Consider the following 20,646-nt stretch of genomic DNA (forward strand, 5'->3'; position numbering starts at 1 on the left):
AGAGCTTCCCTGTTGTGCTAATAAATAAACCCGTTTAGCTTAAGTCTTAATTTTCATTTCTGATGTGTTAATTAAAAAATATTTATCCCTTCTGACTAAGAACTGGGTAGAAAAACGCTTTGCAAGGAATAAAGATGGAAAAAGCTCAAAGAGTTTCTTTGATGGCAAAAGGAATGGGGATGTTATTATCATTTACTTGCCGCTTATTAACCGGTGTACGTACGCGTTGGGTCGGTTGTCAACCAACGATGACGTCTCGTATATATTATGCGAATCACTCTAGTCACCTTGATGGTCTTGTTATTTGGTCTGGCTTACCTCCTTTAATGCGCCATACCGTCCATCCTGTGGCAGCAAAAGATTATTGGGATAAAACACCGTTTAGACGTTATTTGGTTAATAAAGTATTCCGAGCTGTATTGGTTGATCGAAAAGGGGAGGGGGCCGCCAAAGACAATATATTAGCGCCGCTAGAAGCGGTGTTAGTACAGCAACAATCATTGATCCTCTTTCCGGAAGGCACTCGCGGCGATGGCGAAGAATTAAGTCATTTCAAAAGTGGTATTTACCACCTAGCTAAAAAATTTCCTCATGTCGAAGTGGTTCCTGTTTATCTTGAAAATTTAAACCGTGTGTTGCCAAAAGGCTCCAAGCTCGTGGTTCCCGTTATTTGTTCCGCAGTAGTGGGAGCGCCTCTCTCGCCATTAGGCGAGGATGAATCTAAAGCTGAATTTTTACAACGCGCTAAATCTGCATTAGAGGAGTTGATGCCATGAGCCTTTGGGATAGCGAGATCGTGTTATTGCTATCGGGTGTATTCAGTATACTCGTGGTAGCCAGTATCATTGGTGGGATCCTTGCTTATCGGTATTCAGGAGAAAAGAGCAATCCTACAATCGACAATTTAAATGCCAGAATACGTGCATGGTGGTTGATGTGTATCGTGTGTGTATTGGCCGTTGTGATAGGCAATATCGGTGTTGTGATTTTATTTGCGCTAATTTCATTTTTCGCATTGAGAGAGTTTATTACTTTAACGCCAACTCGACGTAGTGATCATGAAGCGTTATTTTGGTGCTTTTTTATATTCCTGCCGTTGCAATATGTTTTGGTTGGTATTCAGTGGTATGGCATGTTTTCTATTTTTGTACCGGTATTCGTATTTCTTTTCTTACCGACACGTATCGCTTTAGCGGGGGATACTTATCATTTTCTTGAACGCACAGCCAAAATTCAGTGGGGCATGTTAGTTGCGGTGTTTTGTTTAAGTCATGTTCCTGCTTTATTGATGTTAGATATTCAAGGTTATGAAGGCGAGAATGTAAAATTACTCCTGTTTTTAATTGTTGTGACCCAACTTTCTGATGTGTTGCAGTATGTGTTTGGGAAATTGTTTGGCAAACATCCGATAGTGCCAAAATTAAGTCCTAATAAAACAATTGAAGGCTTTATCGGCGGCATACTCTCTTCGGTGCTTATTGGGATCTGTTTATATTGGGTAACGCCTTTCAGTTGGTGGGTTGCAGGATTGATGTCTCTTGCGATCACTTTAATGGGATTCGTCGGGGGGTTATGTATGTCGGCGATCAAACGTGATAGTGGTATTAAAGATTTCGGCGCAATTATTGAAGGGCATGGTGGCATGTTAGACCGTATCGACTCGTTATGTTTCGCAGCGCCAATATTCTTTCACTTAACACGTTATTTTTATACGTAATTTGGCTTCTGTGTTCGATTAACTCCAAAATGAAAAAAGTGCTTGAACCCGCGCGGGTCAGGCACTCAACTAAAGCCTATCAAATTTTATACCTCGCGACAGTTGGTGTGTTTAGCAACCCAACGATGGCATGTTGTCGTCCTCACGCTACTGGGGAATGATGCAAGGAGGTTCACCTTGGCTTCCTTAACACCCGTGAAAAATGGCGCTTTATCATGTGAATATAGATAACCGTGCGAGTGACTGCCGCTGATGTTTAACTCGCAAGGTTAACTTTCTATTTCATATCAATGCTATGATGGAGACTTAATTTTTGTTTCGAAGTAAGGCAACAACCGCTATAGTGAGCCTGTGTTTTTACGGTAATCCATTTTATGAACTAAAATTGTGTAGACTGGATCACAATAAAGTATCAAAACTTGATGGAAAACAGGTATATCAGTACCTTTACCGTATTATAGTGGTAGGTGAATCAATTCAGCACGATGGTTTATAATCGAATTTGATGTAGAAAAGCGCAGGTGTTGTGTCTTTTATCGATTTGCAATTTATATTCATTAATCAGAGGTCATCATGGTCAAGCAGATTAAAAGAATTGGGGTATTAACAAGCGGTGGTGATGCACCAGGTATGAATGCTGCAATCCGCGGCGTGGTACGTGCTGCATTGAGCGAAGGGTTAGAAGTCATGGGTATCTATGATGGATATCTAGGTTTATATGAAAATCGCATGAAACAGCTAGACCGTTATAGTGTTTCTGACATGATTAACCGCGGTGGTACCTTCCTCGGATCTGCGCGTTTTCCTCAATTCCGCGATGAAAAAGTTCGTGCTGTTGCCATTGAAAATCTGAAAAAAAATCATATTGATGCTCTCGTCGTGATTGGTGGTGATGGTTCTTATCTCGGTGCTAAAGCATTAACAGAAGCTGGTTTCCCATGTATTGGTCTACCCGGCACTATCGATAATGACGTTGCAGGAACAGACTATACCATTGGTTACTTCACTGCCCTTGAAACCGTTGTTGAAGCGATTGACCGTCTGCGTGATACCTCAACTTCTCACAAACGTATTTCTATTGTTGAAGTGATGGGACGCTACTGTGGTGATTTAACGCTATCCGCGGCGATTGCGGGAGGGTGTGAGTTCTTAGTCTTGCCTGAAAATGAAATGGCTTATGATCGTGAAGAGCTGTTGTCTGAAATCAAACAAGGTATTGAGAAAGGCAAGCGACACGCCATCGTTGCGATTACAGAACATGTTTGCGATGTTGATGAATTAGCTAAATACATTGAAGCAGAAACCCATCATGAAACGCGTGCAACGGTACTGGGACATATTCAACGTGGTGGATCGCCTGTTGCCTATGACCGCATTTTGGCCTCACGTATGGGGGCATACTCTATTCAGCTCCTTTTAGAGGGCTATGGCGGTCGTTGTGTCGGGATCCAAAACGAAAAATTGGTTCACCATGACATTATTGATGCGGTAATGAACATGAAGCGCGTCTTTAAGAAAGATTGGTACGATACAGCGAAAAAACTGTACTGATTTTTACCTCTACAATTGCAAATCTCTCCTGTATCGTGCATTAACGGCACGATACAGGTTTGTTCTCTCTCATCGAATTCACGGTATATTCTTTTGTTGCATAAATTGTCATTTTTAATTATTTCATGTTATCTATGAAATCTGTCAGCCTGCCTTAACATTTAAATGAATGAGGTATGGAAGAATGGCACTAAAATGGCAGTCAGCAACGGCATTGTTATTAATACTGACGACGGGAGCATGGGCGAAAAACATTCAATTATTAAATGTTTCTTATGATCCGACTCGGGAATTTTACCAGCAATATAACCAAGCTTTTAGCCAGTATTGGCAAGGAAAAACTGGGGATACGGTAACCATTCGTCAGTCTCATGGTGGTTCAGGTAAACAAGCAACATCTGTCATTAATGGCTTGGAAGCCGATGTCGTCACGCTAGCGTTAGCTTATGATGTTGATGCCATAGCGGACAGCGGGCGCATTGATAAAAATTGGATAAAACGGCTCCCCGATAATTCCGCACCTTACACTTCAACAATTGTCTTTCTTGTCCGTAAAGGCAATCCTAAAAATATCCAAGATTGGGATGATTTGATCCGTCAAGATGTTGCGATTGTGACGCCGAATCCCAAAACCTCAGGCGGAGCGCGTTGGAATTATCTTGGGGCTTGGGGATATGCTTTGGAAAAAAATCATCATGACCCAGAGAAAGCCAAACAATTTGTTAAACAACTCTATCAAAATGTTGAGGTGTTAGATTCTGGTGCTCGCGGCGCAACAAATAGCTTTGTGGAACGTGGAATTGGAGATGTATTAATTGCGTGGGAAAACGAGGCGTTATTAGCGATTAATGAGCTTGGTGAAAATGGTGAATTTGAAATTGTGACGCCTAGCATCTCTATTTTAGCTGAGCCTACTGTGGCTGTGGTTGATAAAACCGTCGATAAACGTGACCGGCGAGAAGTCGCACAAGCCTATTTGGAGTATTTATACTCCCCTGAAGGGCAAGAAATAGCCGCTAAAAATTATTATCGACCCCGTGATGCGGATGTCGCTAAAAAATATCAGCAACGCTTTCCTAAACTGAAACTATTGACGGTTGATGATGTGTTTGGCGGTTGGACTCAAGCGCAATCTACGCATTTTGCCAATGGGGGCGTTTTTGATGAGATTAGTCGCCGCCCCTAACACACACGGCATATTTTGAGTCGCCGACATCATTTTTGTGCACCTAATGGCCGGTTCTTTAGCCACCGAACGGCATGTTACATAGGAGAAACAGGGGTTGCTTTATGATGCTTGTGGATTGCTACCGCTCAATGAGGGGATGAGCGGTAGCAATATTTTTTCTGTTATTGCCAGACGTATTTCACGCCTAATTGGCCTAAGTAGAATGTTTGGCGGTTATGACTACCAGAGGTAATGCCGGCACCTTTCGGATTTTCCCAAGTACTCGGCTCAACAGCGAATCCACCCCATAATGTGATTTTGGGGGTTAAATTATAGAAAACTTGTGTGCCAACTCGGTAACCCTCTTTCACTTTCTGGGTCGTACGTTGGTTGCTGTCGTAATTGTGCTCATTTAGGTAATAGCGGAAGTACGGCATAATACTCCATTCTTGGTTTAGGGTAACTGGGAAGTAGCCACGGATTTGGTTTTGTTCCCATGTTTTATTGAAGTCTTTATCCCATGTCCAGTCGGTGTACATATAGAGTTTAGCGGTTGCCGAATCATTCACCTTGTAGACGATACCGTGCTCGGATTCCCACTCATAACTATTGGGGGCGTGGAAATTATCGTAGTGGTAAAACGCATCCCAGAAATTAAATGCCCACTTATCGTTGAAATTATAAGTCCCGCTAGGCATCAACCAAAATAGTGTGTTCGATGGACGCGCCATCGTTCCGGGAGCCGAGTCATTTGATTCTTTTCGGTAGGTCACGTTTAGGTTGAATTGCCCTACATCGCTCGAATACATTTTACGTGTTGCCCCAATTTGGGTACGGTTACGAATAAAAGAGTCTTTTGATGTAGAGAAATTATGGTTATAGCTTCTTAAAGACTCTTTGTGTTCAAGAAAGAAGCTCCATTTAGATTCAGGGTTTGATAAGAAGAGCTGGCCTATCATCGTTGTTTTGTCATATACCTTGCCGCCACTGGTATTATGGTGACCTTCAAATTTTTCTAATTCCATATAAACGTTAGACGTAATTCGCCAGTAGTCATTATTTATAGGCTCAGCCGCTAATACTGGGGTAGCAAGGCTAGTAACAGAGAGAAAGAGTAAACCATTCAATGATATTTTCATGATGATCCTTTAATTTTTAATTATTGTTTATGAGGTAGCAGTGTTTGTTTTTGTTGAGGTGTAATAACCAGCCTTATATTTCCGATGGAGATATAGAGGCTGGAAAGTACAGAGTGAAAATAGGCGTTAATGTGTTGTGTTGTAGGTTTCACCGTAACCATAAGGAAACAGGATTTTATCCCCTTGAGGGTTCTTGATATTGACCGGCAGTTGCCCCTTAGGCATATTCAAAGGTTGTGTCTGTTGGTCTGCAAATAATGTGCGTAATCCACTACGAATATTTGTTTCCAGTGAATTACGGTTATTATTCGTAATATCAAATCCAGTAATGCCGTAGATAGCGATGTTAGCTTTAACGTCTTTCAAATAGGCGATATCGTAAGGGTTACGAGAGGAAATAACGACGAGCGGAATATTTGCTTTATTCGCTTCATCAATGATTATCTGAGCGTTAGTTGGATTATCTTTTAAGTTATAGGTGGTCAATAAGATCAGATCTTGGTTTTTTAATCGAGGTTTAATATCTTTTTCAGTGAGGGTGTTTTCCGCTAATTTGATCACGATTTCTTGGCTATCAATAGTGACACCCGTTTCATTAGCAATAGCATTTAAGTGTTTTTGAATTAATTCATTACGTGGTTTTTCATCGGAAATGACGAGTATTCTATTTTGTGGTTTCAAGATATAAGGCAGAACATGATCATTTTTGATCACCGTAATCGCTTGCTCTGAAACCATATTCTCCAGATCTTTATGGCCTTTAGAGGCGACAATCTGTTGAGCATTTTTTAAATCAACCGGTTGAGCGGTGATCTCTTGCTGTAATTTTTTCAGTATGACGCGTTTAGCCGACTCATCAATACGTTTTTGTAATTCAGGGTTTTTCTTAGCCTCACTTTCAAGATAGCGATACATATTGTCTAGACGAGTAATTGATTCGCTGTCCCACATTTTGATTGGCATAAGGATGATATCCGAGCCTGCTAATAAAGAGGTTTCTACAGCCCAATTCATATCAAAATTATCCGCAATCGCTCCCATATCCATGGCGTCAGTGATGATGAGGCCATCATAATTTAGCTCATCACGTAAAATGCCGTGTAGGATAGGTTTTGACAGCGTAGCGGGTGTTCCCACCTCTTTCCCTGTTAGCGTTTTGATCTTGCTGTTATCGAGGGCAGGCACAATGATGTGCGCCGTCATTACTGCGTCTGCGCCATGGTTGAGCGCATACTGGAAGGGCGGTAACTCTGTAGAGCGCCACTCTTGTTCATTTGAATTCACGACAGGTAAGTCTACGTGAGAGTCAGAGGAAACATTACCATGCCCAGGGAAGTGTTTTAGTGAGGTCAATAAATTGTATTTATGGATGCCTTTGATGTAATTGGTCGAAAGCTGTTCGACCAGCTCTTTATTATCCGAATAGGAGCGCACACCAATGACAGGGTTATTTTGATTGTTATTCACATCGACAACAGGGCCAAAGTTGATATTAAAGCCGAGGCTGGATAATTCATAGCCATGGATCATGCCGGTTAGCTCTGCGAGAGCAGGATTACGGGTCGCGCCTAAGGCCATATTACCGGGCATTTCGGTTCCGACACGAAGGCGAGTGACATAGCCGCCTTCTTGGTCAGTACCAATAAAGAGTGGCAAATTACTACGGGAAGCTTGTAGCTGGTTAATTAATTCCACCGTTTGGGGGGTATCAATTAAATTTTCACGAAACAAGATGACAGAACCTAAGTGGTATTGATTAATCACTTTAGAAACTTCCTCGTTCATGACCAGAAATGGAGCTGGCTCGCCTTTGCTATCCTGATTCCAATATCTGAAGTCCAACATAAATAGTTGGCCAATTTTTTCGGCTTCAGACATATTATTGACAATTTCTTCAGCAGATTTTTGTTTGTTTTTCCACAAAGTATCAAGCTGTGCTTGTGAAATAGGTTCAGCCAACGACACGGCGCTCAATAAACAGAGGGAAAGTAGAGTCAGATTTTTCATCGAGTTATTCCTAAGTTATTTTTCGATGAATAATAAGTAGGGTTAATTAATTATAAAGTGAGATAAATCACAGATAAGATTATTCTTATTTGTTATGAAAGAAGAATAGTTATCGATTTAACAAATTGTGCTATATTAAGTAGTGCATTGATTTTGTTTGATTAATTTTGTGGAATACTTAATATTTCTATAGAATAATTCCACTTTGGAATTATTCCCTTATGTGATCTAGGCTGTGAATTGCGTGAAAAGATTTAATTATCTAAACTATTAATTGAAACTGAATTTTTATTCTGATTAATGTGTAAAAAATGTTTTAATTATTAATTTTAATATAAAATATAGCGTTTAATAAAAAAGCCGTATTACTGCTATTACGACTTTTTTATCTTTTAAAATAAAGTGTTGTGTTCCGCTTATCATTGCCAAGAGTATTTGATACCAATTTGCCCCAAGTAGTAGGTTTGACTATGACTCCTTCCTGATGTCATATGATTGTTTATGGAGTATTTCCACTGTGTCGCTTCAATCGCTGCGCCACCCCAGAGTGTTAATTTGGGGGTCACGTTATAAGCGATTTGTGTTCCAATACGATAGCCGTTTTTGATCCGTTGAGTTAAATTTTTCTGGCCATCATAACTGCTGTCATTCAAAAAATAGCGAAAATAAGGCGTAATCGCCCATTTTTCACTGATCTTAATAGGGAAGTAGCCTCTTATTTGATCCCGTGCAAAAACTTGATTGAAATCTTTATCCCACACTCTATCGTTATATAAAGTGAATTTTGCTGTAACGGCATTCGAGTGTTTGTAAGTGACGCCGTGTTCAGCTTCCCACTCATAGTAGTTTGATGCTAAAAAGTTACTGTAGTAATAGAGCGCATCCCAAAAATCAAAAGACCATTTTTTATTAATTTGAATGCTACCTGCTGGCATTAACCAATATAAGCTATTGGATGAAAGCGCGGTGGTATTCGGTGCGGAATCATTGGATTCTTTTCGGTAACTTCCATTTAGACTGAATGCTGCAACCGCACTTCGGTAGAGCTGGCGGGTCGCGCCAATTTGAGTTCGATTACGGATAGAGGAGTCACGGGAACTCGAAAAGTCATGCCCATAATTTTTTAATGACTCACGATGTTCGAAATAAAAGCCCCATAATGATTGTGGGTTAGTCAGTGCAAGCTTACCTACCATGCTGACTTTGTCGAATACTTTGTTATTAAAGCTGTCTCGTTGACCTTGGTACTCTTCAACTTCGACATAAACATCTGTGTCTACATGCCAATAATCATTACTGGCTTGGGAAAAAGCGGTTGTTGGTAATATTATGACTGTGCTTAGAATTAAACCTTTAAAATATTCCATAATCATCCTTATCGTGAATGCTTTATTTGATGAAAATTAATAATGCAATGTTGATGACGAATAGCCGTTATCATTTTTTATTTAACAGTAAGGTGTTATTTATCGTTAACATTCATTTTTTTAAAACGTGTAAATAATTTAAGGTCGAAGCCAATGTGAATTTAATGTAAAAAAAGTCGCCTTGTCGAGTATTCTTGATAAGAGGTATGAAAGGAATATTTAAGAATATTAGTGGGATAAGTAATAAATCATATTGATGATTTATAGTTTATTTTTCTAGGGATGATAAAATGCGAAAAGGAATAATTTATTTTAGGGAGTTTTTGTTTTTGTGATTCAAATAAATAAAATGAATTTTCTTTATTGTGGAAATATATTGTTTTTTATTAGTGTTATTATTCTTTTATTATGGTAGCAAATAAAAAAACCGCCAATAAACATTGACGGTTTATTCTCAATAAAAATAAATTATTTCGCGTTTTTCGCTTCAGCAGCCGCTTTAACAATCACAGCAAATGCGTCAGCTTTTAATGACGCGCCACCGACGAGTGCACCATCAATATCTGGTTGAGTGAAAAGCTCTGCCGCATTACTTGCATTAACAGAACCACCATATTGGATGATCACTTGTGCTGCGATGGCAGCATCTTTTTTCGCAATGTGGTCACGAATGAATTTATGAACAGCTTGTGCTTGCGCTGGGGTCGCTGATTTGCCTGTACCGATAGCCCAAATAGGCTCATAAGCAATCACTGCTCCTTGGAATGCCTGCGCGCCGAGTGTATTGAGCACCGCATCGATTTGGCGAGCACACACTTCTTCTGTTTTACCCGCTTCGTTTTCCGCTTCTGTTTCACCAATGCACAGCACAGGGATCAAACCTTGTTCTTTCAATACCGCAAATTTTTTAGCAATAAACTCATCGCTTTCTTTATGGTATGTGCGGCGCTCAGAGTGACCGATGATAATGTATTTTGCACCGATATCTTTGAGCATTTCCGCAGATGTTTCACCAGTGAATGCGCCGGAAAGGTTTACGTCAACGTTTTGTGCACCTAATGCGATACGGCTACCTGCAAGCGCATGTTTTGCTTGACCTAGGTAGATAGCCGGTGGGGCAATCGCTACATCGCAGCCATCAACACTGCTCAGTTCATTGCGTAAACCCGCGATCAGGTCATTAACCATATGGGTGCTGCCGTTCAGTTTCCAGTTACCCATTACCAATGGATGTCGCATGTTGTTTCCTCCAACCAGAGAGTTTGATTTATCAATAAGTGACTCGCCGCGCTGTTACATTTTGTGCAACGAGAAAAATGTTTCTGTCACTGTGCCTAAAATTGAGGTGTTAAGTATAAAGAGAATACATAACAATAGCTTTGCTTTTTATCACGCTGCTGACGATTGCTGTGATCCTTATCTATTTAAGGCGCTTCTGTTTCTAGCTTAATCGGTTCAACAGCAAAAGTAAGCACATTATTTTCACTTTTTACTAAAATGTAGCGTAGACCGCCTAAACGAACCTCTTCGGCGTGGACGGCATCTTTATTCGCCATAAATTTATTTAATGCGAGGGTTAATTCAGGCGCTTTATCGACAGAAATGTTTGGGTCAAATTGATGGATAATCGCCATAATATAGCGCTCTGCTAATTGCCTATTCGCTTGAGTATCTTGACGCTCTTCTGGCAGTAAAGTGACTTGTAAACTTTTAATCTTTTCGCTTCCACGCTCAAGAACAGCGGATGAATATAGGTGAGCATTAATTCGAGAAGCGGCACGAATATAGGGAGCCGAAATATCTTGGCTCGCTATCACCTTGTATTCATGTAGCGGTAACGTCGGATTGGTTTGATTAAACTGGTTACGTAACTGAGGGATAGTGAGGTCGAATGAGGGCGCATCAGGGGCTAAGTAAGCCACTTCAAAGTCCGTGTTGGGCAGTGTCGGTACTTTTTGTGCAAATGTCAGTTGTGGCAAACCAAGTAGAAAAACGGTTATGATGATAGGGATTGAACGGAGTGCGGGTTGTTTCATTTGTTTTGCCACTCATTTTAGGGTTTTTAATAGTGTATCAGGATCTGGTGTAATGACATTACAACAATGGGCCTTCTCCTTCAAAGGGCGAATAGGTCGTCGACCTTTTTGGGCGGGTATCGCCTTATGCTTTATTTTAATGACGGTTATTGTGCTTTTGCAAAATGCATTGCGCTTACCTGAAATCGTAGTGATCGTGTTGTTTGTATTGTTGCTATACCCGTTAGCGGCAATTTTTACCAAACGTCTACATGATAGAGGAAAACCCGGCGGCTGGTTTGCATTAATTATTCTTGCATTTGCCTTGTTTTCCATGGACGTCAGCCAATTAGCACCTGTTTGGCAATGGGGAATTGGGCGTTTTTTACCTCTTTTAATCGCCATGATTATGTTGTTAGACTGTGGTGTTTTTGTCGGGATGGATTCTGAAAATCAATACGGCAAAAAAACACAACCTGTTGATTATCTTTCTTGATCCCCTATATCACGCATTAAGGGGATCTTAGGATGACTACCAATATTGTTCACTGCTGATATGACCCGGTTTACGGCGTAAATGTTTGCGCATATCACGGGTTTTTATCAGTACCTCTCGTGTGTCTTTAACCATTTCAGGGTTACCACATAGCATTACGTGGCTGCTAGCAGCATCAAGGGAAACTCCTGTAACGTTTTCGAGCATCTGGTTTTCAATTAATGCAGGCACTCGCCCATATAAAGCGCCTTTACACTGCTCGCGGCTGACAACGGTCACCAAATGGAGCTTTTCTGGGTAGCGCTCGGCTAGCTGTTTCATTAAAGGAAGATAACTTAGGTCTTTTTGATAGCGGACGGCATGTAAAAGGATAATTTTTTCAAAACGCTCAAGATCCTTACCTTCTTGTAAGATAGAGAGAAAAGGACCTATTGCTGTGCCCGTTGAGAGCATCCAAAGATGCTGGCAGTCAGGGATCTCATCCAAAATAAAGAAACCAGACGCCTCATCAGTGACTTGCAGTGTATCTCCTACACGCAATTGGGCAAGTTTAGGGCTTAATTTCCCGTTAGGGACGACGACAAAGTAGAATTCAAGTCGATCATCGCTGGGAGCATTGACGTAAGAGTAGGCGCGTTGTACACGTTCTCCCTCGATTTCCAAGGCAAGTTTTGCAAATTGACCAGCGATAAAAGGTTTAATGGGGGCATTGATGACTAAGCTAAAGAGTGACTCGGTCCAAAATTTTGCTTCAATAACAGTTCCGTTAACCCAATTGGCCATAAATTTTCACCTCTGAATTTTTTTCAGCTTTGCGACTTATCAGAGTTTCATACTAAATCAGTTTACTATTTGCGCTTATCGATAAAGTGTTCCAGTGAATTATTCTTTTAAATGGTGCACTGCTAAATTTAATGTACAGTTTTATTGCCATATGTGGCGAATTTTGCTGACGTTGGCATGCTAATTAAAATGCTATCCTATCTCGAAAAAAAAATTCAATTTGTTATCTTAGTCGCGCAGCAGCTAACGATGGGATAACGGCTGCTTTATCAAATAAAACAATCGATAACACTCTGGGGTGTTCCCCTGAAATAAAGCTTTCATGTTATTTGTGTCTAATGACACAGCTAGGCTGTGCGCTCAGGATGATAAAATTAGTTTGAGAAGAAAATGAGAAAACTGGAAAATTTTAATTTACTGATCTTGCTGATTGCTTTAGCGGCAGTGGGGCAGATGACGCAGACGGTTTATGTACCTGTCATTGCGGATATTGCCGTGTATTTTGGACAACCGTCCGGCTCTGTGCAACGTGTCATGGCGGCCTATCTCTTTACTTATGGCTTTTCTCAGCTGATCTATGGGCCGTTGTCAGACCGAATTGGTCGCCGTCCCGTGATTTTAGTGGGAATGGTGATCTTTTTACTCTCAACGTTACTGGCTATTTTTGCGCCTACACTGGATATTTTAGTGCTCGCGAGTGGTTTGCAAGGTCTGGGAACTGGCGTCGCCGGTGTTATGGTTCGTACCATGCCACGCGATCTTTATAAAGGCACTTCATTACGCTATGCGAATAGCTTATTAAATATGGGTGTATTAGTGAGTCCTTTAGTGGCACCGATGTTTGGGGGCTTATTAGCCCACTTCTGGGGCTGGCATGCGTGTTATATTTTCTTGTTTGTATTAGGCGCTACTGTACTGTTAAGCATGTATCGCTGGTTGCCTGAAACAAGACCTGTTTCACCAGAAAAACACAAAATGCTCACTTCATACCGTCAATTATTATCAACGGGTTCTTTTGTGTCTTATTTAATCATGTTGATTGGCGCATTAGCGGGTATTGCTGTTTTCGAGGCGAGTAGCGGAGTGTTGATGGGCGGCGTACTGGGTCTTAACAGTATTACTGTCAGTATTTTATTCATTATTCCTATTCCAGCGGCGTTCTTTGGGGCTTGGTATGCAGGGCGTGATGGTAAAAGTTTTTATCAGTTAATGTGGCAATCGGTCATTTGCTGTCTGATAGCTGGCTTAATGATGTGGATCCCTGGTTGGTTTGGCACAATGAATATCTGGACTTTACTGGTACCGGCTTCTGTCTTTTTCTTTGGTGCGGGTATGTTATTCCCGCTTGCTACAACGGGGGCCATGGAACCTTTTTCCTATTTAGCGGGGGCGGCGGGCGCCTTAGTCGGCGGTATGCAAAATGTGGGATCCGGCATAGCAACTTGGGTGTCCGCGTTATTACCCCAAAATGGGCAGTTTAGTTTAGGGTTATTAATGTTCTTGATGTCAGTACTTGTTTTATTGTGTTGGCTGCCATTAGCACATCGCATGGATAGGACTGAACATACGGTATAATCCTCAGTTGCAGGCGGTACGCAATACCGCCTGCTCTAGCTTAGAGAGTTAAAGGCGCAGAAAAATTCTTGGTGCTAGCTGACCACAGTGTGTCGTTTTCTACACGCATATGCAGCGGTGTGTTATCCATCGCAGCAATCAAATCAATGTGTTGATCTCGCTGATTAAAAACAACGGGCCGATTGTAATCTAGCCACTGAGTATTCTCACTGAGCGGTATGGATGTATTTTGGTTTAATATTAATGTATTAGGATGAATATCGTCTTGTAAGTGCCTATCGATATAAACCTTAAGCCCTGTGATAGTTAATTTGGGTGTACTGTCGATATTGCCGATAATCGATAATTGCTCTCCCTGTCGTGATATCATCCATTGCTCTTGGGGAACTTGCTCTTGAATTTGCCCTGAGCCATCATCCAGCAGTAAGGTTAGCCAATAAGTGTATTGTCCTTCTGGCAGTTGCATCGCTGAGATATCCACGGTTTGATTAATATAAGCATCAGACAGCAGTAAACTCTCTGATTCAACATCATAAGCGATTGGCGTTACATATTTATCGATAACCTGCTCTAAGTGATTGATGGGTGAAAATGTGTGCACACCGTGAGGTAAGGCATGTTCTCCCCACGGATCACGTAATGAAAAATATTGTTTTTGCCGCTGCCCATCTTTCACCCAAATAGCACATAACACACTGTCTTGAGTTATTTTCTGTTTGTCGATTTTTCCAGTGGACATATCAATCAACGCTGTGTCTGTTGCTGACCAAAATAGTTTACTGCCTTGCCAATAGTCATCGAGCGTCAGCTGAGGAGTCGGGGATTTGCTATCCCACCGGCTAAATAGACGGTTTGCCAAAGCATTGGGGTTGTTGTAGGTATAAATGGGCTTATCGAGTTGTTTATCGGTATTGATTTTGGCTAATTCAAGTTTGACGAGCTCCCCTTTGTCAGGAAGATTGAGGTTGATTGTTGTTAAGTCCGTGACCGCTTGTAGATGTTCGGTCAATAGACCATATTGAGTCGCGTAGGTCACTTTAAGTGCATAGTGCATGTCGTCATTGTAAGGCCGACCTGTTGCTGTGATTAAATTATGGTATGGCGCTGGTAGGTGACCACGTGTTCGTATTGGCTTGAGCGTGCTATAGGGGTGAAGCTGACCATTTGGCATGGTTAAGATTGAAGCATTGATCCAATAAACAGGGACATCTCGTTGATGGGCTAATTCATAGGGAGAACTCGTTGGGTAAAACTGCGCGAAATTATCTTCCGTGAGTGTTTCCCATTGATGACTATTATCTGACCAACGCTGATAATAACCGTCACCAGCGAAACCATGATCTTCAATATCTTCACCTTCTAGAGCGTTTGGCTGCCAGCGTAATTTTTGTCTCAGAAATTGTTGTATACGCTGAGTAAAATAATCGGAGTGGGAAGTGAATGCATTAAAAATATCATGGCCTGCATCACTTAGGTAAGGATATAACATAGGCAGCACTTCAGCCACTTGGCCTGTATACGCATTGATGTACTTGTAAGTCATATATGACTGTGCCTGTTGGTCAAATGCGATGTTGAAGCCGTTGTGTTTCTTATCAAATGGGTAAGCCGTGCTAGGCTCCGTAGTATGGTGCAGACCAAATCCATGTCCGTACACTTCGTGCCACATGACATTGGCATAAGCGACACCACTACCTTGGTTTTTCCATGCTAAGCCAAGTAGGCTACTCACGCCTGTCGGGGTCAGTGAATAGTAATTAAAGTCACTATCAAGTCCATTTGTTCTACTGGTTTCGATGCTGCGATGGGAACCCCAAGAAATTTGTTCGCTGTGATGAGGATAAAGGCCGCTTAACCTATCATAGGTCGGCATAAAAAGTGCTGCGCGATGTGTGATTTGTGGCTCGAGAGGTAAAAACTGCGACAAAGCTGGGTAACTATATAAGGTAAATGCGTTAGTGGGCAGCTTGGCTGCGGCTTCCATCCCCCAGCTCAGGGGGGAATAGGCATAAACACCTTGTCCGTGACGATAAAGGCTATGGTTCGTGACACGCGAAACCATGTCATTGCTTGTGCTAATTTGGGGAGTAAAGATACCGTGGTGATCGGTGTACGGCATCACCACCGGGGTATCGCCTACCAATAATTGCAATTTGATACCCGGTTGTATCCATTGACCTTGAAGCGGAGCCGTATAACTCTGCTGATGCAGCTCATGGCTTTTTATGGTTGGCGTATTTGGAATAACAGGTAATTGCTGAGGTAAATTTTCTGGTCCAGTTAAACGAATTCGCCCAATTTCTTGGTCATCTTTATCCATCACGACTGCGGTAATGTCTGGCGCATTCGCGGAGGATGGACTTGTGATATCAACTTTTAATAATGCCCAACGATTGGCCGTGAGTACGAAATAGGGGGCATCGGGGCTTTGTAAATGGGTCTGTGCGAGCTGGATGGTGTGAACTTGCATATCTACCGGTACGTGATTGCCACGCGCAGCAGGCTCATGGTAGATCGGATCAGGTAGTGTAAAGACTCTTTTCCCCGGGTAGTTTGTCACAGGGGCATCGTCTGATTGTAGTTGAATCGACATGGGTGCGGAATATTGGCCATTTGTCAAAATGGCCATAAAGTCAAATTGATCGCTCCCTGAAAAAGGACTATCGCTATTTGCCTGATAGAGCCATTCACCTGTTTGATGGTTGAGTCTGACCTTGCCAAATGTTGGCTCCTCAAGTAAACGGTATTCAATAACATCTGGGTGAGTAGGCAATTTTCCCGTTATTGCTCCGATGACCAAAGAGGCGGCTTCTTCTCTATGATTTTCAGCGATAACAAAAGGCAATGTCTGATGTTGCAAACCCAAATTGAAGTTTTCAAGGGAACGCTTTAATGGGTCGAAGAGAGATAGCACCTGCTGATTTTCATCATAGCTTACATGCAGCGATTGGGTCTGCGCTTGGGACCGTAGATAATGCTGTAATTGTGCAACAAATTGCTCGGATGATGTGATCGGTAAGTCAGGCGATTTAAATTCACTCTTTAGCAAATGTACACGCTTGTCCGTTTCGCCTGCCAGTGATAAAGAAAGATGTGTTAATTCTTTCAGGCTATTCGCATACAGTTTGAAGGTGTGTGTCGTGCCATTTTCATCCTCTGTCGATGCTATGTGTGTGGGATTGATGGATATATGGGCGGTTGGTCGATTTTGTTTCAGTTGAAACTGAGTAAAATAAACATCATCACCTTGAATAATAATATGATTATTTTGATATCTGACGGATACCCTTGTGTCCACGTGGTCGGTGATCCGCTGATTAATATGTTGTTCTATTTCTTGTACTAATGATTGCCATGAAGGGTGAGATGACAGAGGGATATCTTCTAAGATAAAGGGCGTCGTGGCTTCAGGCGTGTGTAGCGTGAGTGAAAAGTACTCAGTTTGAGCAAGCATTTCTTCCGTTAAATTCAGCGTATTTATTGATGTTGAAGGCAACTGAATGGTTTGCTGATAATGAGATTGCCTTAATGAAGGTTCGGTTATTGTCGGAATAGGGTCTGAACTCACTTGAACGTCAGCGGTGTCATACTCTAAGGCGTCATCAGGAACCGGTTTATAGTCTTCACCATGACAAGCTAATTGCCAATAAAGTGCGAAGTGAGGCACTTCCCCCTGTGTCATTATTGTGGCTTGAATAGGGTAGCTTTCACCTGATTTTATATTATGAACTTGATTGCTTTCAGGGTCCTGAATGTGGCTGACTGAGTTTATTTGATAAGAGAAGGGCTCTGAACCTCTGCTGGTTAACCATAAGTCACCATCTTCAGGTGCCGTGACTACACCACTAAATAGCCATTGAGTTGGTCGGCTACGAGCAGGTAGGGGATCATTTGAGTTTGCAGAGAGCATATATTCTGCAACTCGCGTTGTTTCGTTAGTCAGTGGATCCCAGTCACTTACGGTCACTTGTAATCCCTTTCTCTTAAGGGTGACCGCTGGAATGGTGACATGTTCTTCATGGTTTTGTTGTGGATGAATGTCACTGATTAATTGTTGAATGGCTAGGCTGGGAACATGATGAGTTGGGCTGTGTAAAATAAAAACACTGCCGCCAGTCAGCTCCATCCAATGGCGGATTAACGCCACTTGTTGTTGATTCGCATTTGCTGGTAATACGACGATGTCATAATGGCGATGCCATTCACCACTGGGGAGTAGGGCATCTGCTAGTTGCTCTGCGGCTCGATGGTCGTTATCTTGCCAATGGTGTGGCGAGTTAAAGCTATCAACAAATAGATTGTGTTTGGTGTGAAAATCAAACCCAGAAAATTGTTCGGTATCGACCGCACTTAATAGGTAAGTTTTGCGGCTTTCATGAGCAATTCGTGGTTTTCCTGCTAACCAACTGATCAATTGAAAGGCCGTATTGCCCATCTTGGAATCGGTTGGACCTTGGTGAGATAATGCAGCGAGTAGTGCCGAATCATCGCGTATTACCGCAACACGACCACGATTCTTGTAATAGCCTAGCTGTAGTTTTTTTTGCTCAACTTCATGCACAATAATGGTATTGATGGCTTCATTTTGCGGATGATCGAGAGGTGTTGTGTTTATATTAGAGGCTTCTCTATGCTGAGGGTGGTGAAGTACATGGTCGGGCACCACTTCAAACCCATTCCCAGCATCCCAATAAAAGCGAAATTGTGGCACTAAGCCATCTGTAATGGCGGTAAATCGGATGGGGTATTGTTCCCCTGATTTGAGATGGTCGACGGTGATACCATCAGCGATTTGTTGTTGGCTTAAGTCGATTTTTTGCTGATTGATTTCAAGCGATAACGGTGTGTTATGCTGATCAACCATGAAGAGATATTTTCCATCCCGTGGCACATTGAGTACTCCCTCATAAACCCACTGGCTTTGAGAGGGCCTTGCCGTTAAAGGCGTCGTGTTATTTCTTAAATCCGAAATGGCAACAGATTGTGTCATAACAGGGAGATTTGGATCTGCCATATCATAAACAAACGCTAACAAACCAGATTCATTTTTTTCTTCTTTTGGTAAAGATACGGCCTCTTTTTGGTTATCCATAACCTATCTCCGTTGTTGAACAGTGGCTTTTATTCCCTATAAATCAATTGGATATTTTAAGTTATTAAAATGTGGCGTCTAATTTATTATTAATATACTAATAAGCTAATTATTTAATTAATCGATGGCGCGGTCATATAAAAAAGGCAACACCGAAGTGTTGCCTTTTTGTATGGGTTAGTGAAACGTGGCGTGAAAACTAGGCGCGATCTTCCCACTCTTGCGCTCTTGCAACCGCTTTCTTCCATCCTTCATATTTATAATTACGTTCTGTTGTTTCAATCCCCGGTTTGAAGACGCGTTCGATGCTTGCTTTTGATTGCAGTTCATCAAGGCTATTCCAAAAACCAACGGCTAAGCCGGCTAGGTACGCGGCACCTAAAGCGGTGCTCTCACGCACTTGAGGACGCTCAACAGAAGTCCCTAAAATATCCGCTTGGAATTGCATTAAGAAGTTGTTTGCGACCGCACCGCCATCAACACGTAGCGCTGCAAGGCGTGTTTCAGCATCCGCTTGCATTGCATCCAACACATCACGAGTTTGGTAAGCGATGGACTCCAGTGTGGCACGAATAATATGATTACGGTTTGCACCACGTGTTAAGCCAAAAATAGCCCCACGTGCATACGGATCCCAGTATGGTGCCCCTAAGCCAGTAAAAGCAGGTACAACGTAGACACCGTTACTGTCTTTGACTTTGGTGGCGAAATACTCGGAGTCAGTCGATTCATCGATCAGCTTCAACTCATCTCGTAGCCATTGAATGGATGCGCCACCGACGAAAACAGCCCCTTCCAGTGCATAATTGACTTCACCTCTTGGACCACAAGCGATTGTGGTAAGTAGGCCATGATTTGAACGAACCGCAGTTTCACCCGTATTCATCAATAAGAAACAACCGGTGCCATAGGTATTTTTTGCCATACCCTGTTTCACGCATAATTGGCCATAGAGTGCTGCTTGTTGATCACCAGCCATACCTGAAATAGGAATACGTGTTCCACCTTTACCACCGATGTTAGTTTGCCCATACACCTCAGATGATGGACGAACCTCGGGTAGCATTGCTCGTGGAATATTTAAGGCTTTTAAAATCTTATCATCCCATTCCAGATTGCGGATATTGAACATCATGGTACGGGAAGCATTGGTATAATCTGTTACGTGAACACGCCCTTGCGTCATTTTCCAGACAAGCCAAGTATCGACTGTGCCAAACAGCAGTTCTCCTTTTTCAGCACGTTCACGTGCCCCTTCCACATGGTCCAAAATCCATTTGACCTTGGTGCCGGAGAAGTATGGGTCAACAACCAGCCCAGTGTTTTGACGAATATACTCTTCTAGTTCCCGATCATTTTGTTTGAGATGCGTACAAAAATCAGCGGTACGGCGGCACTGCCAAACAATGGCATTATAAATTGGCTTACCTGTCGCTTTTTCCCAAACAATGGTTGTTTCACGTTGGTTGGTGATCCCGATACCCGCAACTTCGTCGGTACGAATATCTGCTTTCGCCAAGACTTCAATCAGTGTTGAGCTTTGTGATGCCCAGATTTCCATCGGGTCATGTTCTACCCAGCCTGGCTTAGGGTAGATTTGGGTGAATTCACGTTGAGAAATACTGATAATGTTGGCGTCGTGATCGAGTACAACGGCCCGCGAACTGGTTGTTCCCTGATCAAGAGCGACAATATATTTTTTCTCGATATTTGTTTCTGTTGTCATAATTTAAACC

General features: G+C 42.1%; 14 protein-coding genes. 6 read left to right on the forward strand and 8 right to left on the reverse strand.

The window, feature by feature from the left end:
• The first annotated feature begins 134 nt into the window (after positions 1-134).
• The 4 genes from O7C57_RS00735 (at position 135) to O7C57_RS00750 (ending at position 4,454) form a co-directional block, all read left to right on the forward strand.
• On the forward strand, positions 135-776 hold the full coding sequence (locus O7C57_RS00735; RefSeq protein WP_154623648.1) for a lysophospholipid acyltransferase family protein: 642 nt from the start codon (positions 135-137) through the stop codon (positions 774-776).
• Positions 773-1,717: a phosphatidate cytidylyltransferase gene (locus O7C57_RS00740; protein ID WP_154623649.1), complete on the forward strand. Its 945-nt coding sequence runs from the start codon at positions 773-775 to the stop codon at positions 1,715-1,717. Before O7C57_RS00735 ends, O7C57_RS00740 begins: the two co-directional genes overlap by 4 nt.
• Before the next feature lie 573 nt (positions 1,718-2,290).
• On the forward strand, positions 2,291-3,268 hold the full coding sequence (gene pfkA, locus O7C57_RS00745; RefSeq protein WP_154623650.1) for a 6-phosphofructokinase: 978 nt from the start codon (positions 2,291-2,293) through the stop codon (positions 3,266-3,268).
• Positions 3,269-3,452: 184 nt separating this feature from the next.
• Complete coding sequence (locus O7C57_RS00750; RefSeq protein WP_196714165.1) at positions 3,453-4,454, forward strand: sulfate ABC transporter substrate-binding protein; 1,002 nt, start codon at positions 3,453-3,455, stop codon at positions 4,452-4,454.
• Positions 4,455-4,618: 164 nt separating this feature from the next.
• Here O7C57_RS00750 and O7C57_RS00755 read toward each other — a convergent pair whose 3' ends face one another.
• From O7C57_RS00755 to O7C57_RS00775, 5 genes are all read right to left on the reverse strand, one after another.
• A complete protein-coding gene (locus O7C57_RS00755) occupies positions 4,619-5,575 on the reverse strand; it encodes an OmpG family monomeric porin (RefSeq protein WP_163863352.1) in 957 nt (318 codons plus the stop codon).
• Between the two features lie 126 nt (positions 5,576-5,701).
• Positions 5,702-7,582: a glycoside hydrolase family 3 protein gene (locus tag O7C57_RS00760; RefSeq protein ID WP_154623653.1), complete on the reverse strand. Its 1,881-nt coding sequence runs from the start codon at positions 7,580-7,582 to the stop codon at positions 5,702-5,704.
• Between the two features lie 419 nt (positions 7,583-8,001).
• Positions 8,002-8,949, reverse strand: coding sequence for an OmpG family monomeric porin (locus tag O7C57_RS00765; protein ID WP_282561668.1), 948 nt, complete (start codon positions 8,947-8,949; stop codon positions 8,002-8,004).
• 468 nt (positions 8,950-9,417) lie between these two features.
• Positions 9,418-10,188, reverse strand: coding sequence for a triose-phosphate isomerase (gene tpiA / locus O7C57_RS00770; RefSeq protein ID WP_154623342.1), 771 nt, complete (start codon positions 10,186-10,188; stop codon positions 9,418-9,420).
• Positions 10,189-10,373: 185 nt separating this feature from the next.
• On the reverse strand, positions 10,374-10,985 hold the full coding sequence (locus tag O7C57_RS00775; protein ID WP_154623343.1) for a DUF1454 family protein: 612 nt from the start codon (positions 10,983-10,985) through the stop codon (positions 10,374-10,376).
• Between the two features lie 52 nt (positions 10,986-11,037).
• Here O7C57_RS00775 and O7C57_RS00780 point away from each other — a divergent pair, with 52 nt between their 5' ends.
• Positions 11,038-11,460, forward strand: coding sequence for a DUF805 domain-containing protein (locus O7C57_RS00780; RefSeq protein ID WP_154623344.1), 423 nt, complete (start codon positions 11,038-11,040; stop codon positions 11,458-11,460).
• A gap of 36 nt (positions 11,461-11,496) precedes the next feature.
• Here the strand turns inward: O7C57_RS00780 and fpr are convergent, their stop codons facing one another.
• Positions 11,497-12,243: a ferredoxin--NADP(+) reductase gene (gene fpr, locus O7C57_RS00785; protein ID WP_269723509.1), complete on the reverse strand. Its 747-nt coding sequence runs from the start codon at positions 12,241-12,243 to the stop codon at positions 11,497-11,499.
• Between the two features lie 390 nt (positions 12,244-12,633).
• Here fpr and emrD point away from each other — a divergent pair, with 390 nt between their 5' ends.
• Positions 12,634-13,818 (forward strand): multidrug efflux MFS transporter EmrD, encoded by a 1,185-nt coding sequence (emrD, locus tag O7C57_RS00790; RefSeq protein ID WP_269723510.1) that lies wholly within the window; start codon positions 12,634-12,636, stop codon positions 13,816-13,818.
• A 40-nt stretch (positions 13,819-13,858) separates the two neighbouring features.
• On the opposite strand, the gene O7C57_RS00795 is transcribed toward emrD, so the two are convergent.
• Together O7C57_RS00795 and glpK are read right to left on the reverse strand one after the other, a co-directional pair.
• Positions 13,859-18,910, reverse strand: a complete 5,052-nt coding sequence (locus tag O7C57_RS00795) for a hypothetical protein (protein ID WP_269723511.1) — start codon at positions 18,908-18,910, stop codon at positions 13,859-13,861.
• A gap of 199 nt (positions 18,911-19,109) precedes the next feature.
• Positions 19,110-20,636 carry a glycerol kinase GlpK gene (glpK, locus tag O7C57_RS00800; RefSeq protein WP_154622272.1) on the reverse strand — a complete coding sequence of 509 codons (1,527 nt, stop codon included), beginning with the start codon at positions 20,634-20,636 and terminating at the stop codon, positions 19,110-19,112.
• Between the last annotated feature and the right edge of the window lie 10 nt (positions 20,637-20,646).

Source organism: Providencia sp. 21OH12SH02B-Prov (assembly GCF_027362595.1).
Classification (GTDB): Bacteria; Pseudomonadota; Gammaproteobacteria; order Enterobacterales; family Enterobacteriaceae; genus Providencia; species Providencia zhejiangensis.